Here is a 17,210-nt window from a genome sequence, read left to right on the forward strand (position 1 = left end):
CTCCTGGCGAGACCGGCGTCCAACGAGGGCGCCCGCCGTTGCCCCGACCTGCGCCCGCCGCACCGGCTACTCGAGCAGGCCCACCGCGCCGACCCCGTCCGGGCGGCCGAGCGACGCCGCCAGCGCCGCCGACGACGTGCCGAGCGCCTCGAAGCCGGCCTCGCGGAGGACCAGCGCGGAGAGCGCGTCCCAGGCGTTCGGCATCACGAAGCCCTCCGGGCGCGCGTGCAGCTCGAGGAAGCGCCGGTGGCGCTCCGCCTGCGGGGTCGTCATCGCTCCCCCTCCCGCGGCTCGTCCCCGGTCGCGCCCGCGGGCGCGAACGCCGCCCACGGGATCACGACCCCGTCCTCGTCCGTGACCACCGCCCCCTCGGCCCTGAGCCGGGCGAACGAGGCGCTCACCGCCTCCCGCGAGGCGCCGACCACCTCGCCCCACTGGGCGTGCGTCAGCACCAGGTGCAGCCGGGCGCCCTCGGGCGTGGCCACACCGTGGCGCTCGACGAGCTGGTGGAGCCTGGCGCGCAGGCGGTCCTCCACGCGCACGGCGCTGAGCGCGGCCACCGTCTCGCGCAGCATGGCGACCCGCTCGGTGAGCGCGTCGGCCAGGTTCAGCGCCAGGCGCGGATACCGCGCCACGAGGGCCGCGACCGCCCGCCGCGGGATCGGCGACACGGAGGCGTCGTCGTCGAACAGCCGCAGCGCCGGCGTGGGCGCCGGGCCGAGCGTCGAGTACAGCGAGCCGCGCCCGAGCAGGGCGATCATCACCGGGTGCCCGGCCGGCGTCTCGAGCAGCCCGAGCCGGCCCTCGCGGATGACGAACAGGCAGTCGTCGCGGACCAGGCCCGCCGGCGGCGGCGACCCCCGCGTCCAGCGCACCGCCGGCAGCCGCCGCTCCAGCTGGACCAGCTGGGCCTCGGGCAGCCCGGCGAACACGCCCACCTGGCCGAACTCGATCCGCCCCTCCAGGAACGGCCGCAGCGGCGGGTGGTCGGCCATCGCGCTCAGCGCCTCCCGGCGGGCCCGCCGGCACCCGCGTCTCGCGCTGCGCGACGGCCGCCACGCCGCACCGCCCCGGGTACGGCGGGGGCGCGGTCGGAGCACCATCGGATGACGGACATCACGGACATCGGAGGTGCGAGATGGCGATCACCGGGTTACCGCTCCGGCTGGTGGGCTACGAGGTGCGCACGGCGGACGGCGGGCAGGTCGTCGGGCGGGTCGAGGGCGTCCGGCCGCACGGGCTCCGCATCAAGGCTAGCGGCACGGGGCGGCGCTACGGGTACGTGCCCGCGGAGCTCGTGACGCACATCGACGACGCGACCGACACGCTCACGCTGGCCGAGGGCATCGACGCCGATCGGGTGGCCGGCTCGCCGCCGCCGCCCGACGAGCGCCCCGACGGCTGGCACACGAGCGAGGACTGGTGGGCCGACGTGCTCGGCCACTACGGCCTCTACGACTCGTCCGGCCGCGGCAGCGGCCCCTTCCTGCACGCGGGCGGGCGGTGACGGGCCAGGTGGGCGCCGGCGGTCCCGGCGCCCACCTGGGGGCACCCCCGGCGGGGCGTATCGCCTCCGGCGACCGAGCGCGGCGCGGCGCCCCACGCGGAGCGCCGGGGCCCGCCACTCGTCCGAGAGCGCGGGCGGGCACCGCAGAGCCCTCCTGGGTGGGGTCCGGCTCGATCGACACGGGCCCTGAGCCCGCGCGCGGCCGCCCTCCTGAGGCGCGTCCGCCGGTAGGGTGCCCGGCATGCGCGTGCTGATCGCGGGCGGCGGGCTGGTGGGGTTGACGCTCGCGCGCCTTCTGGGCCGACGCGGGATGGCCCCCGTGGTGCTGGAGCGCATGAGCGCCGGTGGATACGTGAAGCGCGGGTTCATGCTCGGCCACCATGGCTACGGCGCGCTCGAGGATCTCGGGCTCCTGGAGGAGATCCTCCGCCGCGGTCGCCCGTTCGGTGACCTGCCCGGAGGCGGCAGCGCAGCCGTCGCCGTGGAGGTCGGCCTGCTCCTGCAGCGGCTCGCCGATGGTGTGGAGGTGCGGCACGAGCACACCGTCGCCGACCTGCTGCGCGATCCCTCCGGGCGCGTCACCGGGGTGACGGCGCACGGTCCGGCCGGCGCGTCGGAGATCCCCGCCGACCTGGTGGTGGCCTGCGACGGCGTCCGCTCCCGGGTGCGCGAGATGGCCGGCCTGGAGGCCGAGTTCGCCCCGATGGAGGAGGGCAAGATCGAGTGGATGAGCCCCGTCCCGGTGGCGGAGCCGTTCGCGATGGCCTACCTGGCGGACGGAAGCCACATCGGCATGCTGAGCTGGCCCGAGGGGTCGTTCGGCTGGCGGACGATGGATCGCAGCGGGCGCGAGGCCGCCGTGGCGCCGGGCATCGAGGCGTTCGCCGAGCAATGGTCGAGGCTGCTTCCGGCCGCCGCCGACGGCGTCCGGGCGCTCACCTCCACGGACCAGCTCTTCTACAGCGAGCCCGAGCTGCTGTCGTGCCCCCGGTGGTGGAGGCCGGGCGCGGTCCTGATCGGCGACTCGGCGCACTTCTTCGGCCCCGAGACCGGGGTGAGCGCGGGGATCGGCCTCGGCGACGCGCTCGCGCTGGCGCAGGCCATCGCCGCGAACCCCGACGACCCGGACGCCGCATGCGCGGCCTACGTCACCTGGCGTGAGCCGGCCGTGCGGCCGCTCGAGGCGGCCGATCCGAGCCGCCAGCGCCTGCGCGGCACGCCGCTGCCGCCGCCGCACCCCGAGGAGCGCTGGCCCCCGGCTCCCGCCTGACCGTCGCCTCGCCGGGCCCGTGCGCGGACGGTGCGCGCGCAGGCGTGACCGCCGGCCGGCCGGGCGGCACCTGGAGCCGACGCCCCGGGGCACCGCTGCCAGCCGCAGTCCGCGTGCCCACCGTCTCGCCCACGCTGTGGGAGACGACGGTGGGACACGCCGAGAGAGGCGACGGCGGGAGTCGAACCCGCGATGGCGGTTTTGCAGCCTGCCACGTCGCGGGGCGTGATCCCACTTGTCAACCGGGGTCACGGAGCTGACGGAAGCGGTGCGCGCCACGATGCGCGCCAAGGCCGCGCCACGCTCACGAGAGAGCGGCCGGCTGCGGGGTGGCCCGTTGACCCGCCGTTGATCCCTTCGACGCCCGGGGTGCGCGCTCTCGACCCGCACGCCACCGAGGTGAGCAAGATGGGGATGGATACGCTGGGTGGCTCGTTCGCGCGGCTGCTGGCGGCGACAGGAGTGCTGACACGCCGCATCGGCGAGCACCCTGACCAGCTCTCGACGGCGGCCACCCCGGGCTAGCTAGTTGGCAGCCGCGCGCAGCGGCTGCCGAAGAGAGCGCGCCACAGACGCTCGACGTTCGGGGAGTGCAGAGACACCGGGGTCTCGCGGATACTGGTCTCCATTGTTCCGTTCCGTAAAGGTCTCAGGGGGCCTCAGATGAAACGCCGAGCGCTCGTCGCGCTGGTCTTGGCCGCGCTCTTCACAGGGGCGGCGCACCAGGCGAGCGCGGTGACCGTGCTCGGCACCCGAGGCGTCGATGTGCTGAACGGTGGCCCACGCGCCGATTACCTGCGGGGCGGGCCCGGGGCCGACGTCCTCAAGGGCGCCCGGGGCAACGACAAGCTCTACGGCGGACCCGGCGCCGACCTTCTGATAGGCGGTGCAGGAACGGACCGCTTCTACGGCGGGCCCGGTAGAGACACCATCCGCGCGAAGGACGGGCGGCGCGACTTCGTCTCCTGCGGTCCAGGCGTCGATCGCGCATTCGTGGACCGCGCTGACACCGTTGCAAGGGACTGCGAGCGCGTCACCGGCCAGGTCCCGCCGGGGCCTGTGGTCACGCCCGTTGGTGGGCCGGTCCCCCCGGCCGCACCAACACCCCCGCCCCCGCCCCCGCCGGCGCCGGGCTCAACGCGCGCCACCGCAGTCCCCATCGGTCAAGGCCTCGCCATCCACGGAGGGTGGGCGGCGGCCGTGCTCTCCGTCACCCCGGACGCCACGGCAGCCGTCCTGGCCGAGAACCAATTCAACGACCCGCCAGCCCCTGGCCGCCAGTTCTTCATCGCGAGAGTCAGCGCGACCTACACCGGGGCAGCCAGCTCCCGCTTCGACGCCGGCTTCCGCCTCCGAGTGGTGGGCCCCTCTGCCGTCGCCTACACGACCTTCGGCGATTCCTGCGGGGTGATCCCCGACGACATCGAAGACCCCGAGGTCTTCACCGGCGGCACGATCACGGGCAACGTGTGCTGGAGCGTCCCGAGCGGCGACGTCGGGGGGCTCGTCATGTTCGACAGCCCCCTCGCCTTCAACTACCCGCCAGCGTACTGGCGACTCTTCTAGGCGGCGGGCGCTCGTCGGTCACGCGGCAGAGTCGGCCGGTCCACGAGGGCGGGCAGCGTGTCCCAGATGGCATGGAGGTCACCCACGTCGCGACACTTACCCCAGCGCCGCGACGTGGGTAACTCCGGGCGCAGTCAGGCGGGGCCGCTTCCCCCGCTGGTGCCGGTGCGCCTCCTCCGATCCTTCGGCAGCACGCGGCGGGCCGGTTCGGTTCGCCGTAGCGCTTCATCATCGCGTTCGATGAGGCGCTGCTCGATGCGCTCGAGCACAGCGAGAATCCGTCGCCCGGTGTCCTCGGTCAGGAGTTTGCTCACGCAGCGGCGGCCCCCGCGTACGGCCGGCCGCAGCACTCGCAGAGGGACACGGACGGCAGCGTGGCCTCGAGCGCCTCCACGATCGCCCGGCCCCGCTCAGCCGTGGCCAGCAGAGCGCCCCAGTACGGCCGGCCCGGCGCATCGTCGGCGTCGGCGCCCACGACCACGATCCCCTCGACCATCTCGCGCAGAGTCGTCAGGTCGCGCCGGTCGAGCGCGCGCGCGCGGTGGGGCGACTCACCCACGGCGAGGCTGTCGGCGAGGCGCACCGCGTCCGCCAGCCGGGCCTCGTCGTCGTAGGAGGAGGTGCTGCCCCCGAAGCGGCTCGAGCACTCGATGAACATGTGGGCGCGGTCGGCCAGCCCCCAGGCGGCGATCTCGCGCAGGTCGGCCGCCTGCTGCGCGGTGAGCGCGGTGATGCTGATGGCGGTGGTCATGGTGCAGCCTCCTCGTGGTGTCGAGGAGAGAGGCACGGCGATGCGCCGCTCGACCGACGGGTCGACGGGTGGCAGCGGTTAGGCTGGCGGTGCATCGGAGGTCTCATCTCCGGTGTCACGGGGTCGGCCGTTGACGCGGCGCGGCCCCACTTACGTTCTCCGTCCCTATCGGTCCGGTGACCCGACGCTAGCGCCACTGGGCGCCGGCGGACGACTACCCGCCCGGGTGGTGCGGGCGTCCGATGGTCTAGGGCTGGGGCGACGTGCTGCCGTGCTCGAGGGCACGCGCCTCGTCGGGCAACTCGAGCACGACGCCCTCCACGCCGAGCCGCTCGAGCTGCTCCTGCGCGTCCACGATGCCGGCCCGGATGCCCGACACGCGGCCGACGAGCACGCAATCGGCCAAGGCCTGCGCGACGAGGCGACCGAAGGCCGGGTGGTCGGTGCGGATCCCGTTCCCGCGAAGCGCCTCGAACAGGATCCCCGCGTGGAGGATGAGGTCATGCTGCTCGAGGTCGGTGAGCTGGCGCGGCATGCCTTCCCCCCTAGCCGGCGATCGTGATGCGGCGGTTGAGCTCGGGCGCGATGAGACCGGCCAGGTCCCGGGCCAGCGCGCGATCGCTGCCGTGGCCGCCGATCATCGAGCCCTGCACGTTCACGGTGACGTTCACCGTGGTCGCGCCCCGGCCACCGCGCCCGCCCTCGAGCCCCGCGGCCACGAGCTTGTCCATGCCGGTCCGGTCCAGCACGCCCTCCCCGGGCTTGAGCAGGGCCGGCACGTGGTCGGTGTTGCCGAAGCCCCGCACGATGCCCCCAAGGGCGGCGCGCGCGGGCTTCATGGCCTCCCACTGGTCGAGCGCCTGCTGGGCCCCGTTGATGAGGTTCCGCTCGGCGGCGGTGATGTTCTTACCGCCCGGGCTGCTCGCCTTGATCGCGTTCGCCTTCGCGTTGGCGAGGTTCTTGAGCAGCGTCTTGCGGCGGTTCTGCCACTCGTTCAGCTGCGTGCCGAGCGGGCTCTGGACCTCGGGCCCGAAGCCGCCGCTGCCTGGCATCTGCGGCCCGGTGACGAGCTCGCGGATCTGGTCCTGCAGGGCGAAGATCTGGTCGCGGAAGGCGTTGGCGAAGGCGCTCCCCAGCGTGTCGCCGAGGATCGCGTAGTCCACGCCGCTCGCAGCGAGGATGGCCTTGAGGCCCTCGTTGAACTGCTGCTGGGTGATGAGGCCGCGGTTCAGGTTGTCCGTCAGGTCGGCCAGGGCCCGGTCGGCGGCCGTCTTGCGGGCGTCGGCCTCGTCCTGGAGGGCCTGCTCCTTGGCCGCGAGGCTGTCGGCGAGGGCCTGGCGCTCCTGGTCGAGCAGCCAGTCGTTCAGGTCGCGGATCGCCTCCTGGCGCTCCTCGTCGGTCTCGGCCTGCGCGATGGCCTGGTCGAGCCGGCCGCGCTCGCGGATCGCCTGCTCCTGGCGCTGCTGGGCCTCGATCTGGCGCAGCCGCTGCGCCTCGGGGCTGTTGCCGAGGGCGGCCGTGTTGCGGCCGAGGATCGCGTCGATGCCCTGGCCGACCATCCCGGAGAGCCCCGAGGCGATCGACATGGCGTTCTCGCGGGCGCTTCGGATCGCGTCCTTGACGGCGGCGGTCAGCTTGAGCTTCACGGTCCGCGAGACCCGGTCGGCGGCCATCTCGACGGCGCCCGTCCCCTCGGGGCGGAACGAGACCTTGACCGCGGCCGGGCGACGCTCCATCTCGCGGACCTTCTCGATGCCCTCCTGCACCGACCACGAGCCCTTGAGCCAGCGCGGGACGATCGACACCGAGACCGTCTTGGAGACCACGCTGGCCATCGCGGCGATGACGGTGCCGATGGAGGTGATCGCCTGCATCACGTCGGCGCGCACCCAGACGGTCTTGGACTTGAGGTTGTCGAGGGCGGCCTTGGCGTCCCGGACGCGGCCCTCGAGCGTCTGCGCGCCAGCCGCCGCGCCTCGCATCTTCGAGGTCATCACCTGGGCGTTCTTGCCCGCATCCGCCTCGGCGGCGGCCAGGTCCCGCTGGGCGTCGCGCAGCTTGGCGAGGCGCTGGTCGGTCTCGCCGTAGATGCGGATCTCGTTCTGCGCCTCGCGCACCCGGTCCTTGGCGGCCTGGATCCGCGCTCGGACCTGGGTGACCGACCGCGCGTTCTCCTCGCGCTCCTGCTTGATCGCGTCGCGGTACTGCATCGTCGCCGTGCGGACGCCGTGCTTGGCCTGCTCGACGCGAAGGTCGGCCTGGGCGAGCGCCTGCTGGGCGGCCTTGCCCTTGATCGAGCCGTCGTTGACCTGCTTCTGCACATCGCGCAGCCCCTGCTGGGCCGCGGTCAGCTCGAGCGCAGCGGCCTTGCGGTTCAGCTCGGCGCCCTGGACGCCGAGGGTCGCGTTCTTGAGCCGGTCGAGCGCGTCCTTGGCCGCCTGGGTGGCGTCGCGGAAGCGCTGCATCGACGAGGCCCCGCCGCCCGCGGCCGAGGTCAGGCCGATGATCGCGCCCATCGCCATGCCCGCGGCGACCATGAAGGCGCCGAGCGGGTTCGACGCGGCGGCGGCCGTCAGGGCGAGCAGCGCCGTCCGCACCGCCGCGAAGGCGCGCACCAGGCCGAAGGCCGCGGCGGCGGCGGCGGCCATCCACAGCGCGACCGGCGACGAGGCCACCTTGGCGAGCGCCTGCCCGACCGGGGCGAGCGCCTGGCCGAATCCCATCATGGCCGTCCGCGAGGACTCCGAGGACGCGGCCAGCGCGGTGAGCATCCCGGCCGCCAGGCCGAGCGGGCCGAGCACCTTGCCGAAGCCGCCCATGCCGCCGAGCAGCGACCCCATCTGGGCGAGCTTGCCGAGGATCAGCAGCACCGGGCCCGCCGCGGCGGCGATGCCCGCCAGCTGCAGGGCGAAGCGCTGCTGGGCCGGGGTGAGCCGCTCGAAGGCCTCGGCCCAGGAGCTGATCTTGCTCACCATCTCGGTCGCCTTGGGCAGCAGGATCTGCCCGATCGTGATGGCGGAGGTCTCGACGGTGGACTTGAAGCGCTCGAGCGCCCCGTTGAAGCCGCGCATCTTGGCCTCGGCCAGCTTCTGCGCCGACCCGTTGGCCGCGATCACGGCGGTCATGGCCGCGTACTCGGCCTTCGACTTGGAGAGCAGGATGTTCCCGGCCCGGATGGCGTCCGAGCCGAAGATCCGGGCCATCGCCGCGTCGCGCTCGGCCTTGGTCAGGCCGCCGAGGCGCTGCTGGAACTCCTGGGCCAGGTCCGGCAGCTTCTTGAGCTCGCCGCCCGCCGTGCGCAGCTCGATGCCGTACTTCTCGATCGCCTTCGCGCCGGTGCCCATCGGCGCCTGCAGGCGCATGAGCATCGTCTTGAGGCTGGTGCCGGCGTCGGAGCCCTTGATGCCCTCGTTCGCCATGAGCGACAGGGCGACGGCCGTCTCGGTGATGTTGAAGCCCGCCTGGTGGGCCACGGTCGCGGACTGCTGCAGCGAGCGGGCCATGTCGTCGATCTCGGCCGTCGAGGCGTTGGCCGAGGCGGCCAGCACGTCGGCGACCTTGCCCGCCTGGGAGGCCTTCATGCCGAAGGCGTTGAGGGCGTCGGACTGGATCTCGGCGGCCCGCGCGTTGTCGATCCCGGCGGCGGCCGAGAGCATGAGCGTGCCCCGCGCGGCGTCCATCGCCTGCTTGGCGGTCATGCCGCCCTTGGCCAGCTCCCGCATGGCGTCGGCCGCGTCCTTGGCCGAGGTGCCGGGCAGCTTGGTGTCGGCGCCGAGCTGCTTGGCGACGGCGCCCACCTGCTTCATCTGCGCCGCCGTCGCGCCCGAGACGGCCTGCATGTCGTTCAGGCTCGACTCGAAGTCGGCGGCGGCCTTCACCGCGAAGCCGATCCCGGCCGCGATCGGCAGCGTGAGGCCCTTGGTCAGCACCGTGCCGGCGCGCGAGGCCTTCTGGCCGGCGGCGGCCAGGCCGGTCATGCCCGCCTGCACCTTCGCGATGCCGGCGAGGGCCGGCGCCACCCGGGCGCCGATCAGGACGTGCGCGGATGCGAGGGCGACGCTCATCCGAACAGCCCCACGCGCCGCAACGCCTGCATCAGTCGGTAGCGCCCGGCCACCCACGCCGGGACGAGATACGGCTGCGCACGCATGCGCGAGGTCCCGAGCTCGACGTACGCGGCATAGCCGGCGGTGAAGCCCACGCGCCAGACGAAGCGGGACGACGGGCGGGCGTAGCCGGAGGCGCGCAGGTTGCCGGTGTCGATCGGCGCGCGCTGCACCGCGTCCGAGAGCGTGTCCTGGGCGGCCTTCGCCACGGCCTGCGTCGCGCGCTGCTCGAGCGCCGCCATCGCCGCCGGCAGCCGGTTGCGGCCCATCTTCACGCCCATCGTCACCTGCACGGCGGGGGCTCCGCTACCGGCCGCGCCGGCGGAAGGGGCTCGGACCGGCGGGCACACGCGCCCCGCTTGCGCGGTGGGTCGCGCGGTCGGCCGCCTGCTGGGGGGTGTCGGCCGGGTAGATCCCCGTCTCGGACGCGCGCTGCACGGCGCGGTTGGCCGGGATCTCACCGCGCTCCATCAGCCGGCGCATCGCCGGGTCGGGGCGGTTCGGAAGGAAAGGCATGGGGGCCTCAAGCGTCGACGTCGAGTTGGCGCGAGGCCCCCACCTCACGCGTGGATCCATCGTATCCGGCCCCCCGGACGCCATCCCCTACGCCGCGTCGCCGCCGAGCGAGCGCGCCAGGCGTGCCTGGCGCTGCTGCGCGGGCGTCGGCTGGCCCTCGGCCTCCCGGCGGGCGATCTCACGGCGCAGGGCGGCGATCCGACCCGCCAGGCGGTCATCGCTCGCGTGTCGGCCGGGGGCCGGGGTGGCCTCGATCTCCTCGCGCACGGCGCGGTCGAACTGGTCGCTCGTCGCGGCCATGAGGTCCCCGAGGCCCTCGGGGACCGGCGGCGCGCTCTGCTCCGCCACGGCCCTCGCGTAGCGGGCCGCCAGCCGGCGCAGGTCGTCGCCCATGCGCTGCCGGCGGGCCTGCCAGTCCGCGAGGGCGCGGTCACGGTGAGCGGCCGTCTCGGAGCGCCGCCGCTCCTCGGCGTCGGCCTCGAGCCGGGCGAGGTCGGCACGGAGCTCCTCGATCGTGGGCTCGGGCGGCGGCGGGGCCGTGTCGTTCGGGCCCTCCACGGCGGCGATCGTGGCGCGCAGCTCGTCCACGCGCTTCTGCTCGGCCGGGGTGAGGGGCACCGCGAGGTCGCGGCCGGCCTCGAACTCGCGCAGGGCCGCCTTCGCGGCGATCATGGCGGCGAACGGCGACACGGGCGGGGTGGTCAGCTTGGGGGCCATCAGGTGGTCTCCTTCGGTCGGTCGGCGGCACGCAGGGCCGCCATCAGGTCGTTCACGGAGCGGCCGCCGATGCTGCGAGGCGTGCCGTTCACGGCGTCGCGCACCGCGGCGTAGCGCTCGGGCGTCATCCCCGTGAGCCGGGCGGCCTCGAGCTCGTCGGCGGTCAGGTCGGGAGGCGTGTCGTCGGGCATCGGGGCTCCGTCGGTCGGGGTGATCAGGTCGGCCCGTCGCAGCACGGCGACGGCGCGGGGGTCGAGGCCGGCGGCCCGGATGGCGCGCAGCTCGCCCACCGTGAGGCCGAGCGCGTCGGCGGTCATGCGCTGGGCGCCGTTCACCGCCCGCCCTCCTCCGCCTCGGCGAGGACATCGGAGCTTGTCCGGCGGCCCGCCTGCAGATCGCGGACGATCCGCCGTGCGCCCTCGGACAGCGGCGGGCGCGGCGGCGTGACGGGCCCGGCGGACAGGAGCGAGCCGCTGCTGGGCGGACCGGGCGGCTTGTCGATGTAGCGCTTCGCGTCTCGCCCGCGCCAGACGAGGTCGCCACGGCGCACGACCAGCGACGACCCGGGCTGCGGCAGCGTCGAGTACGAGTGCGCCGTGGCCGGTCGGTGGGCGTCGCTCGCGCCCACGCAGGCGAATGACAGCGCCACGGCGCCGTCGATCTTGCGGCTGCTCTTCTCCTTGGCCAGCCGCCAGCCGCGCGGACCCTCGATCGCGACCGCGTTCAGCACGTGGGCGCGCAGCTCGTCGTCGGCGTAGACCACGATCCGGCGGTCGCGCACCAGGTCGTAGAGGTCCGTGGTGGCCGTCGTGAGGTTGGTGGTCGTCTGCGGCCACTCGATCATCGGCAGGCCGGCCTTCGTGAGCGTGGCCGCGCTCCGCGCCATCTGCGTCGGGTCGTAGCGGACGGCGCCGATCCGGTAGCCGGCGGCGAGCTGCAGCAGGTATGCCTCGATCGTCTCCTCGAGGTCGAGCGGCTGCGCCTTCGTGGGCGTCCAGATCCGGTGGCGCACCAGGCGCACCCAGCCGTCTGCGAGGGCGACCGCCACGACCGCGGCGCAGTCGCGCTTGGTGGCCGCGTCCACGCCGACCGACAACACCGGCTCGCCCCGGCCGGTCCACTCCTCCCCGGGCCCGACCGGCGCGCCGCGGCGAGCGAGCGGGCGCAGGCCCGTGGCGGTGCACGCGTCCCACTGCTCGGCCGTGAGGAACACCTGCTCGCCCGCCTGCCACTGGTTCAAGTGCAGGCGGGCGAAGGTCGCCGGGCGCAGCGATGCCTTCTGCTCGGCGTAGTAGGCCGCCGCGGCCTCCGGGCGGCCACGCCAGGCGCGCTCCTGCGCCTCCTCGCCCTGGTCGATGAACGCCCACAGGCGCCCGTTGGTGAAGATCGGCAGGTCACCCTCGAGGCGCTCGCCGGCCAGGGCGCGCTCCCACAGCGGCTCGAGGACGGGCGCGTCCGCGGTGAACCCGGCGTAGGAGTCCACGATGCGCAGCGACCGCCGCTCCGGGATGGGCGTCATCTCCTCCCACAGGCGCACGTGGCCCTCGTGCCGGAAAGCCCATAGCTCGGTCCACGAGGTGATGCCGAAGATGGCCCCCGCCTCGCCGGCGTAGTCGGCCGGGATGGCGACGATCCGGGTGCCGGTCTCGACGAGCACGATCTCGGAGGCGGTGATGCGCACCTTCCCGTCGCGCTCGAGCCCCATGGCGCGGAAGGCGGCCGCGATCATGGTGAAGACGCGCTCCTGCGCCTGGGCCTCGTCGTTGGCGACCACGTACGCGGTCTCCGGCGCCGCGAAGGTGAGCGCGGCGTAGCCCGTGGCGACCGCGTTCAGGGTCGTCTTCCCCGCCTTCTTGATCGTGGAGATCAGGAACGTCTCCCACGGCGACGGCGAGCCGTCGGGCGGGAACATCGCGGCGAGGGCGGCCCGCTGCCACGGGCGCAGCACGATCGGCCGGCCGGTCTCCGGGAGGATCCAGTACCGCTCCGCCCAGTCGGCCGCGGGGTTCGGCGTGGTGGCGGTCATGGCTCCACCGGCAGGCCGCCGTGACGCCGGACGAACAGGCCTCGTGCACGGGCGTCGCCGTCGAGCAGGGCCGACACCTGAGGGCGGAGGGTGACGGGCCACCACGGCTCGTCGGCGCTCGGCAGACGGTGCTCGCGCTCGATGCAGACGATGGCCTGCATGAGCCCGAAGACGCGCAAGCGACCGTCGGCGACCGGGTAGCCCTCGCCCACCAGGGCCAGCAGGTCGGACACCCGCCGCCGATACCGGCGCAGCAGCTCCTCGCCGATCGCCTGCCGGCGCTCGCGCGCCATCTGACGGGCTCGCTCGATCTGCTCGGCCGTCCCCTCCCGCGCACCCGTCAGGATGGCGTGCGCCTCAGTCCACTCCATCGGTCACCTCCTCGCCCTCGAGGGCGTCGGTCCTGGCCTGCTCGGCTGCCAGGCGCGCGGCGTTGGGGCCGGCCATCGCCTCGTTGGCCAGGGCGGCGACGGCGCGGCGTGCGCCGAGCTCATCGACCGCCAGGGCCGCCCGGCTCATCGGGTCCAGACCCAGGCGGGCGCGGGCCTTCTCGGCACGGCCGAGCCACTCGCGCAGCGGCTTCAGGGCGGGACGGGGGTTGCCCGAGTCGTCGAGCTCGCCGTGCAGCTCGATCCACGCGGCGAGCCGCCAGGCCCGGACTTGGGCGATGGCGTAGTCGCGGACGCCCGGCCAGTCGCTCTCGGCCAGGTGGGGGGCGTGCCCGGCGATCACGGCCGCCAGCTCGTCGGCCTCTGCGATGGCGTAGCGCGAGAGCGCTCCGTGCTTCAGCGCGATCGTGTTGCCGGGCGTCGCGGTCGGCCAGCGGTAGCCGCGAGCGGGTACGCCTGAAGCCGGGATGCCCGAAGCCGGGCCGGCCGAGGCGGGCGCCTTCCGTGCGGGCGCGTCGCTCATCGTCCGTCGCTCCGGGAAGATGCAGGCGGCGGCTCGGGGGGCTGCCCAGCGGATGACCGCCGGGCCGAGCCGCCGCCCTGATACGGCCCAGCGGAGGGGGTGGCGTGGGGCCTCCGCCGGGCCGGGCGCGTCGGGAGCACCAGGGGCACCGCAACCCCCGGGCTCTGCACCGGCGCCCTCGTGGTGGCCTGCGTCGTCATGCCTCGCCCCGGCCCAGCGTGCGCCAGCGGATCACGGATCCGACGGGCGCGGGCCCGGCGCGCTTCGGCGGCGTCCAGTCGCGCCGCCTCGAGGGCGGCAGCAAGCGCATCGGTGGTCATGGCGGCGAAGACACGGCTCATGACGAACGCTCCTTCTGTGGCGCGCACGTGGCGCGCGGGGTCGAGAAGCCGCACGAGAAGCGGCGGCTGAGGCGCGCAGCGGTTAGCGTCATCGCCGCGCCCCGATCGTCTCGGCCACCGCCTCGCCCTCACGCTCGAGCCAGCGCACCAGCTCGGACACGGGGACGAAGATCCGCCGGCCACGGCGCACCACGCGCAGGTCCGGCAACACCTGCTCCTCGAGAAAGGTCCGCGAGCAGCCGAGCGCGGCGGCCGCCTCGGCCGGCGTCAGCGCCAGGCGCCCGGGCAGCGCGTCCACGTCGAGGAGGCGCGGGGCGCTCACCGACCGGCTCCTGCGCGCGCATCGTTTCCGTCAATCCGACGCGAAGTCTCGGGGCGGGCGGTGCGGCTACCCAGTGGGCGCATCCCACGGGCGGCGCGCCGCGTCTTGCCCACTCGCCATCCCGTGCAGCGCACGCAATCGGCGACCGGCGGGCACCCCGGCACGCGGATGCCGGGGTCCGCCCCCGTAGGGGGCCGGGGTGCCGGGGTCGTGAGAAACCGCATGGTTAGCGGGTTCTTCACCCCGGCACGTCGCCGCGCCGGGGTGCCGGGGTGCCGGGGTGCGATTTCCCGCAACCATGCGGGTTCCGACCCCGGCGCGCTACCCCGGCGCAAAAAATGCCGGGGTGAAGATGCCGGGGTGTGCCGGGGTGAAGTCCGGGTTGAGGGTTGCGTCACTGCGCACCCCCCGAGCCGCGCGCCATGTAGCGGCTCCGCTTGCCGTCCTCGAGGTAGCGGACCCCCGCCTTGTCGAGCTCCGAGCGCCGTCGGCGGAGGGTCTTCTCGTCGATGCCGAAGCGGCCGCAGATGGCTCCCGGCGCGGCCTCCCCGCCGGCGGCCATGATGAAGGCGCGGATCTCCTCCACGGACGCCTTCGCGACCTTCCTGGCCGGCGCGTCCACCGCGACGATCCGGGCGGCGTCCTCGTACACGTAACCCCACGGGCCGGTCGCCTCGCCCTTGATCTCGACCCGGAACGGCTGCGGCGGCCGGAAGTCGCGTCCATCTACTTCAACCGCCATCGACAGGTCCGTGCCGCTGGTGATGAACATCGCTGCGTCGTAGTGGCCATGGAGGCTGCCGGTGCCGCTCATCCGCTCGCCCGTCGCGGCGTTCTCGTCGGCGCTGCCCTCCTTGCGGAAGTGGTGCAGCAGCTCGAGGAAGCGCTCGCCGTCGATCAGCGGCTCGAGGTTGCGCACCAGCTTCGCGAAGTCCCCGACACCGTCGGCCGACTCGCGCACGCTGGCGGCACGACGCAGCACGTCCACCACCACCAGGCGCGCCTCGACGCGCTCGGCGTCCGCGATCAGGCGCTCCGCCCAGGCGGGGTCGGAGAGGTTGATCCCGCGCGGCTTGTAGACGAGGTGAAGCCAGTCGCGCAGCTCGGGCGAGTCCGGGTCGATGCCCATCCCGCGCGCGAGCGCCCCGATGCGCGCGCGCACTCCGCCGGGGGAGCCCTCGAGGGCCACGTAGACGACCGGGCAGCGCTCCACCACCTCGAAGCGCTCGAGGTACTCCCGGCCCGTCGCGACCGAGATCGCTTTCGCGAGGGCGAGCCAAGTCTTGCCCCTCTTCGGGCCACTGGCCGTGAAGCCGAGTCCCTCGGCCGGCAGCAGACCCGCGATCCGGTAGGCCATGCCACCGGCCGCCAGCTCGTCGAAGCGCTGCCAGGACGTGATGAGCGTCTCCGGCGGCGCGGCACCGTTGCGCTCCGGGTGCTCCGGCTCGCCGTAGTGGAGCCGCGCGAGCGCCTCGATGTCGAGCGGGGTCGTCATGCCCGCGCCGGCGCCGATCGTGGCTGCTCGGCGCCGGCGGACAGCCCCGAGGCGATCGTCTTCTCGGCCTCGATGCGGCCGAGCCCGATCGCCAGCGCCACCTCGAGCAGCACGTCGCGGGTCGGCTCATGCGCGAGCTCACCGCCGGCGACGAGGCCGCCGAGCGCGAACGCGGCCTGGTTCAGCCGGTCGTTGCGGCCACCCTGGGCCGTCGAGGCGAGCTCGCGCAGCTCATCGAGCGCAGCGGCCCAGCCGTACCGCGAGGCGCCGACGGGCCGACGCTGCGACGGCTGGGCCGTGACCGTGTCGGCCGCCCGCTCTGCGATGAGCATCCACTCGGGCGCGGGCTCGGGATCGACGCCGAAGACGCCATCCGTCGCCACGCGGCGCGGCGGGACGTCCCAGCAATACGCCACCCCGCTCGCATGCACGCTCGGCGGCACGAGCACGTAGTTCCGTCCCCGCAGGTCGAGCCCCGGCGCGACGCCGACCGTGCCGCGCGCGCGGCGCCCGGGAGGCACCCGGTAGATGAGGTGCGCACCGCGACCGGTCGCGGTCAGCGTCGTGCAGGGGATGGACTCCGGGTGAACGCGCAGGGATGCGCGGCCCTCCTCGCCATCGACGTCCAGCGCGCACAGCCCCGACGCGGCGAGCGCAAGACCGATGTTCGCCTGCGGGTAGCGCTTGGCCCACTCGGCGATCTGCTCGAGGTCGTCGGTGGCGTCGTTGAGCCCCCGCGCAGTGATCGGGTGCTTAGCCGGGTGCTCACACGCAGCGCCGTCCGGACAGCCGCATCCGCCGCCCTCTGCCCACCAGACGGGCAGCACGTGCGCCCTGGTGCCGAACACCCGGCCGTCCGCGAAGGGGCTCGCGGCCTCGGCAAAGGTCCCCATGGTCACCAGGGCGCCTCGTCGCCCCAGCGCTCGCCTGCGTTCGCGCCCTCGCCGGGTCGGTCGACAGCCACGTTGAAGAGCGGGTAGGAGCGCTGGCCGTCCTGCGTCTTGCGCTCGCCGGCGAACTCCACGGCGACGACCTCACCGACCTTCGGCGCGCAGCGCTCCCACGCCGTCTGGATGGTCTTCGCCGACAGCCAGACGGCCCACGCCTGGCCAGCGCCGTCGTGCATAGTCGCGAGCCCCGCGGGGCCGTACTTGGTCTCGACCTGCTCGACCTTCTCCAGGCGCCCGACCAGGACGGCCGCGCCATCGCCGCGACGGGGGTTCCAGGTCTTCGCCACGTTCTCTCCCCCACCGCTGGACTGCTTCGCCAAGGCGGCGCGCAGCCGCTCCTCGGCACCGTCGAAGCCACTCACTTGGCCCCTCCCGTCACGTCGTTTGCACCCGCCGCGGCGGACTGGCGAGCTCCCGAAGGACTCGGGCGTAGTGCACGGCGCCGCGACCGCGAGGTCGTCGCTCCCCCCGCTCCCATCGGAGGACGGTGGAGGGGTAGACGCCGCAGGCCGCAGCCACCTCGTAGAGGGTCACCCCAGCCGCCACTCGGATCGCGCGGGCGCCGCCGCTACCCGCCAGTCGGCGGGCCTCGGAGACGAGCGCGAGTTCCTCTGGTGTGCACTTGGTAGGCAACATTGCGGCGCACGCTAGCCGACCTGTCTTGACCATGCAAGTGGTGTGCATCTACGATCAATGCCGACCCGTTGCCGATAGGCTAAGGAGCAGGATTT

21 protein-coding genes are annotated in these 17,210 nt (G+C 74.2%); 3 read left to right on the forward strand and 18 right to left on the reverse strand.

Annotation, left to right across the window (positions count from 1 at the left end; genetic code table 11):
* Window positions 1-66: 66 nt before the first annotated feature.
* Both ITJ85_RS11855 and ITJ85_RS11860 read right to left on the reverse strand, forming a co-directional pair.
* Window positions 67-273 (reverse strand): isocitrate lyase/phosphoenolpyruvate mutase family protein, encoded by a 207-nt coding sequence (locus tag ITJ85_RS11855; protein ID WP_217913312.1) that lies wholly within the window; start codon window positions 271-273, stop codon window positions 67-69.
* The gene (locus ITJ85_RS11860) at window positions 270-995 is read right to left on the reverse strand and encodes a Crp/Fnr family transcriptional regulator (RefSeq protein ID WP_217913313.1); all 726 of its coding nucleotides are present in this window, start codon (window positions 993-995) and stop codon (window positions 270-272) included. The genes ITJ85_RS11855 and ITJ85_RS11860 overlap by 4 nt, the downstream gene beginning before the upstream one ends.
* Before the next feature lie 143 nt (window positions 996-1,138).
* On the opposite strand from ITJ85_RS11860, the gene ITJ85_RS11865 reads away from it, so the two are divergent.
* The 3 genes from ITJ85_RS11865 to ITJ85_RS17425 all read left to right on the forward strand — a co-directional run bounded on the left by ITJ85_RS11865 (window position 1,139) and on the right by ITJ85_RS17425 (window position 4,343).
* Window positions 1,139-1,507: a hypothetical protein gene (locus ITJ85_RS11865; RefSeq protein ID WP_217913314.1), complete on the forward strand. Its 369-nt coding sequence runs from the start codon at window positions 1,139-1,141 to the stop codon at window positions 1,505-1,507.
* A gap of 241 nt (window positions 1,508-1,748) precedes the next feature.
* Window positions 1,749-2,777 (forward strand): FAD-dependent monooxygenase, encoded by a 1,029-nt coding sequence (locus tag ITJ85_RS11870; RefSeq protein ID WP_217913315.1) that lies wholly within the window; start codon window positions 1,749-1,751, stop codon window positions 2,775-2,777.
* Between the two features lie 663 nt (window positions 2,778-3,440).
* Window positions 3,441-4,343: a calcium-binding protein gene (locus ITJ85_RS17425; RefSeq protein WP_217913316.1), complete on the forward strand. Its 903-nt coding sequence runs from the start codon at window positions 3,441-3,443 to the stop codon at window positions 4,341-4,343.
* A gap of 134 nt (window positions 4,344-4,477) precedes the next feature.
* Here the strand turns inward: ITJ85_RS17425 and ITJ85_RS11880 are convergent, their stop codons facing one another.
* The 16 genes from ITJ85_RS11880 to ITJ85_RS17675 form a co-directional block, all read right to left on the reverse strand.
* Window positions 4,478-4,657 carry a hypothetical protein gene (locus tag ITJ85_RS11880; protein ID WP_217913317.1) on the reverse strand — a complete coding sequence of 60 codons (180 nt, stop codon included), beginning with the start codon at window positions 4,655-4,657 and terminating at the stop codon, window positions 4,478-4,480.
* Complete coding sequence (locus ITJ85_RS11885; RefSeq protein WP_217913318.1) at window positions 4,654-5,094, reverse strand: hypothetical protein; 441 nt, start codon at window positions 5,092-5,094, stop codon at window positions 4,654-4,656. The genes ITJ85_RS11880 and ITJ85_RS11885 overlap by 4 nt, the downstream gene beginning before the upstream one ends.
* 247 nt (window positions 5,095-5,341) lie before the next feature.
* Entirely contained in the window at window positions 5,342-5,629 is a 288-nt protein-coding gene (locus ITJ85_RS11890; RefSeq protein WP_217913319.1) for a hypothetical protein, read from the reverse strand.
* Window positions 5,630-5,639: 10 nt separating this feature from the next.
* Window positions 5,640-9,158: a phage tail tape measure protein gene (locus tag ITJ85_RS11895; protein ID WP_217913320.1), complete on the reverse strand. Its 3,519-nt coding sequence runs from the start codon at window positions 9,156-9,158 to the stop codon at window positions 5,640-5,642.
* Window positions 9,155-9,493, reverse strand: coding sequence for an HK97 gp10 family phage protein (locus tag ITJ85_RS11900; RefSeq protein ID WP_217913321.1), 339 nt, complete (start codon window positions 9,491-9,493; stop codon window positions 9,155-9,157). The genes ITJ85_RS11895 and ITJ85_RS11900 overlap by 4 nt, the downstream gene beginning before the upstream one ends.
* 13 nt (window positions 9,494-9,506) lie before the next feature.
* Window positions 9,507-9,716 carry a hypothetical protein gene (locus ITJ85_RS11905; protein ID WP_217913322.1) on the reverse strand — a complete coding sequence of 70 codons (210 nt, stop codon included), beginning with the start codon at window positions 9,714-9,716 and terminating at the stop codon, window positions 9,507-9,509.
* A gap of 87 nt (window positions 9,717-9,803) precedes the next feature.
* Complete coding sequence (locus ITJ85_RS11910; RefSeq protein WP_217913323.1) at window positions 9,804-10,433, reverse strand: hypothetical protein; 630 nt, start codon at window positions 10,431-10,433, stop codon at window positions 9,804-9,806.
* Window positions 10,433-10,768, reverse strand: coding sequence for a hypothetical protein (locus tag ITJ85_RS11915; protein WP_217913324.1), 336 nt, complete (start codon window positions 10,766-10,768; stop codon window positions 10,433-10,435). Before ITJ85_RS11915 ends, ITJ85_RS11910 begins: the two co-directional genes overlap by 1 nt.
* Window positions 10,765-12,459: a terminase TerL endonuclease subunit gene (locus ITJ85_RS11920; protein ID WP_217913325.1), complete on the reverse strand. Its 1,695-nt coding sequence runs from the start codon at window positions 12,457-12,459 to the stop codon at window positions 10,765-10,767. The genes ITJ85_RS11915 and ITJ85_RS11920 overlap by 4 nt, the downstream gene beginning before the upstream one ends.
* Window positions 12,456-12,830: a hypothetical protein gene (locus ITJ85_RS11925; protein WP_217913326.1), complete on the reverse strand. Its 375-nt coding sequence runs from the start codon at window positions 12,828-12,830 to the stop codon at window positions 12,456-12,458. Before ITJ85_RS11925 ends, ITJ85_RS11920 begins: the two co-directional genes overlap by 4 nt.
* Entirely contained in the window at window positions 12,817-13,371 is a 555-nt protein-coding gene (locus ITJ85_RS11930; protein WP_217913327.1) for a hypothetical protein, read from the reverse strand. Before ITJ85_RS11930 ends, ITJ85_RS11925 begins: the two co-directional genes overlap by 14 nt.
* A 429-nt stretch (window positions 13,372-13,800) precedes the next feature.
* A complete protein-coding gene (locus ITJ85_RS11935) occupies window positions 13,801-14,034 on the reverse strand; it encodes a helix-turn-helix domain-containing protein (protein ID WP_217913328.1) in 234 nt (77 codons plus the stop codon).
* 394 nt (window positions 14,035-14,428) lie between these two features.
* Window positions 14,429-15,529, reverse strand: a complete 1,101-nt coding sequence (locus ITJ85_RS11940) for an AAA family ATPase (RefSeq protein WP_217913329.1) — start codon at window positions 15,527-15,529, stop codon at window positions 14,429-14,431.
* Window positions 15,526-16,422, reverse strand: coding sequence for a bifunctional DNA primase/polymerase (locus ITJ85_RS11945; protein WP_246496403.1), 897 nt, complete (start codon window positions 16,420-16,422; stop codon window positions 15,526-15,528). Before ITJ85_RS11945 ends, ITJ85_RS11940 begins: the two co-directional genes overlap by 4 nt.
* A 2-nt stretch (window positions 16,423-16,424) precedes the next feature.
* The gene (locus ITJ85_RS11950) at window positions 16,425-16,766 is read right to left on the reverse strand and encodes a hypothetical protein (protein WP_217913331.1); all 342 of its coding nucleotides are present in this window, start codon (window positions 16,764-16,766) and stop codon (window positions 16,425-16,427) included.
* An 88-nt stretch (window positions 16,767-16,854) separates the two neighbouring features.
* Complete coding sequence (locus ITJ85_RS17675; RefSeq protein ID WP_425517046.1) at window positions 16,855-17,163, reverse strand: helix-turn-helix domain-containing protein; 309 nt, start codon at window positions 17,161-17,163, stop codon at window positions 16,855-16,857.
* Between the last annotated feature and the right edge of the window lie 47 nt (window positions 17,164-17,210).

Origin of the sequence: Miltoncostaea marina (genome assembly GCF_018141525.1) — a bacterium.
In the GTDB taxonomy this organism is placed as follows: domain Bacteria; phylum Actinomycetota; class Thermoleophilia; order Miltoncostaeales; family Miltoncostaeaceae; genus Miltoncostaea; species Miltoncostaea marina.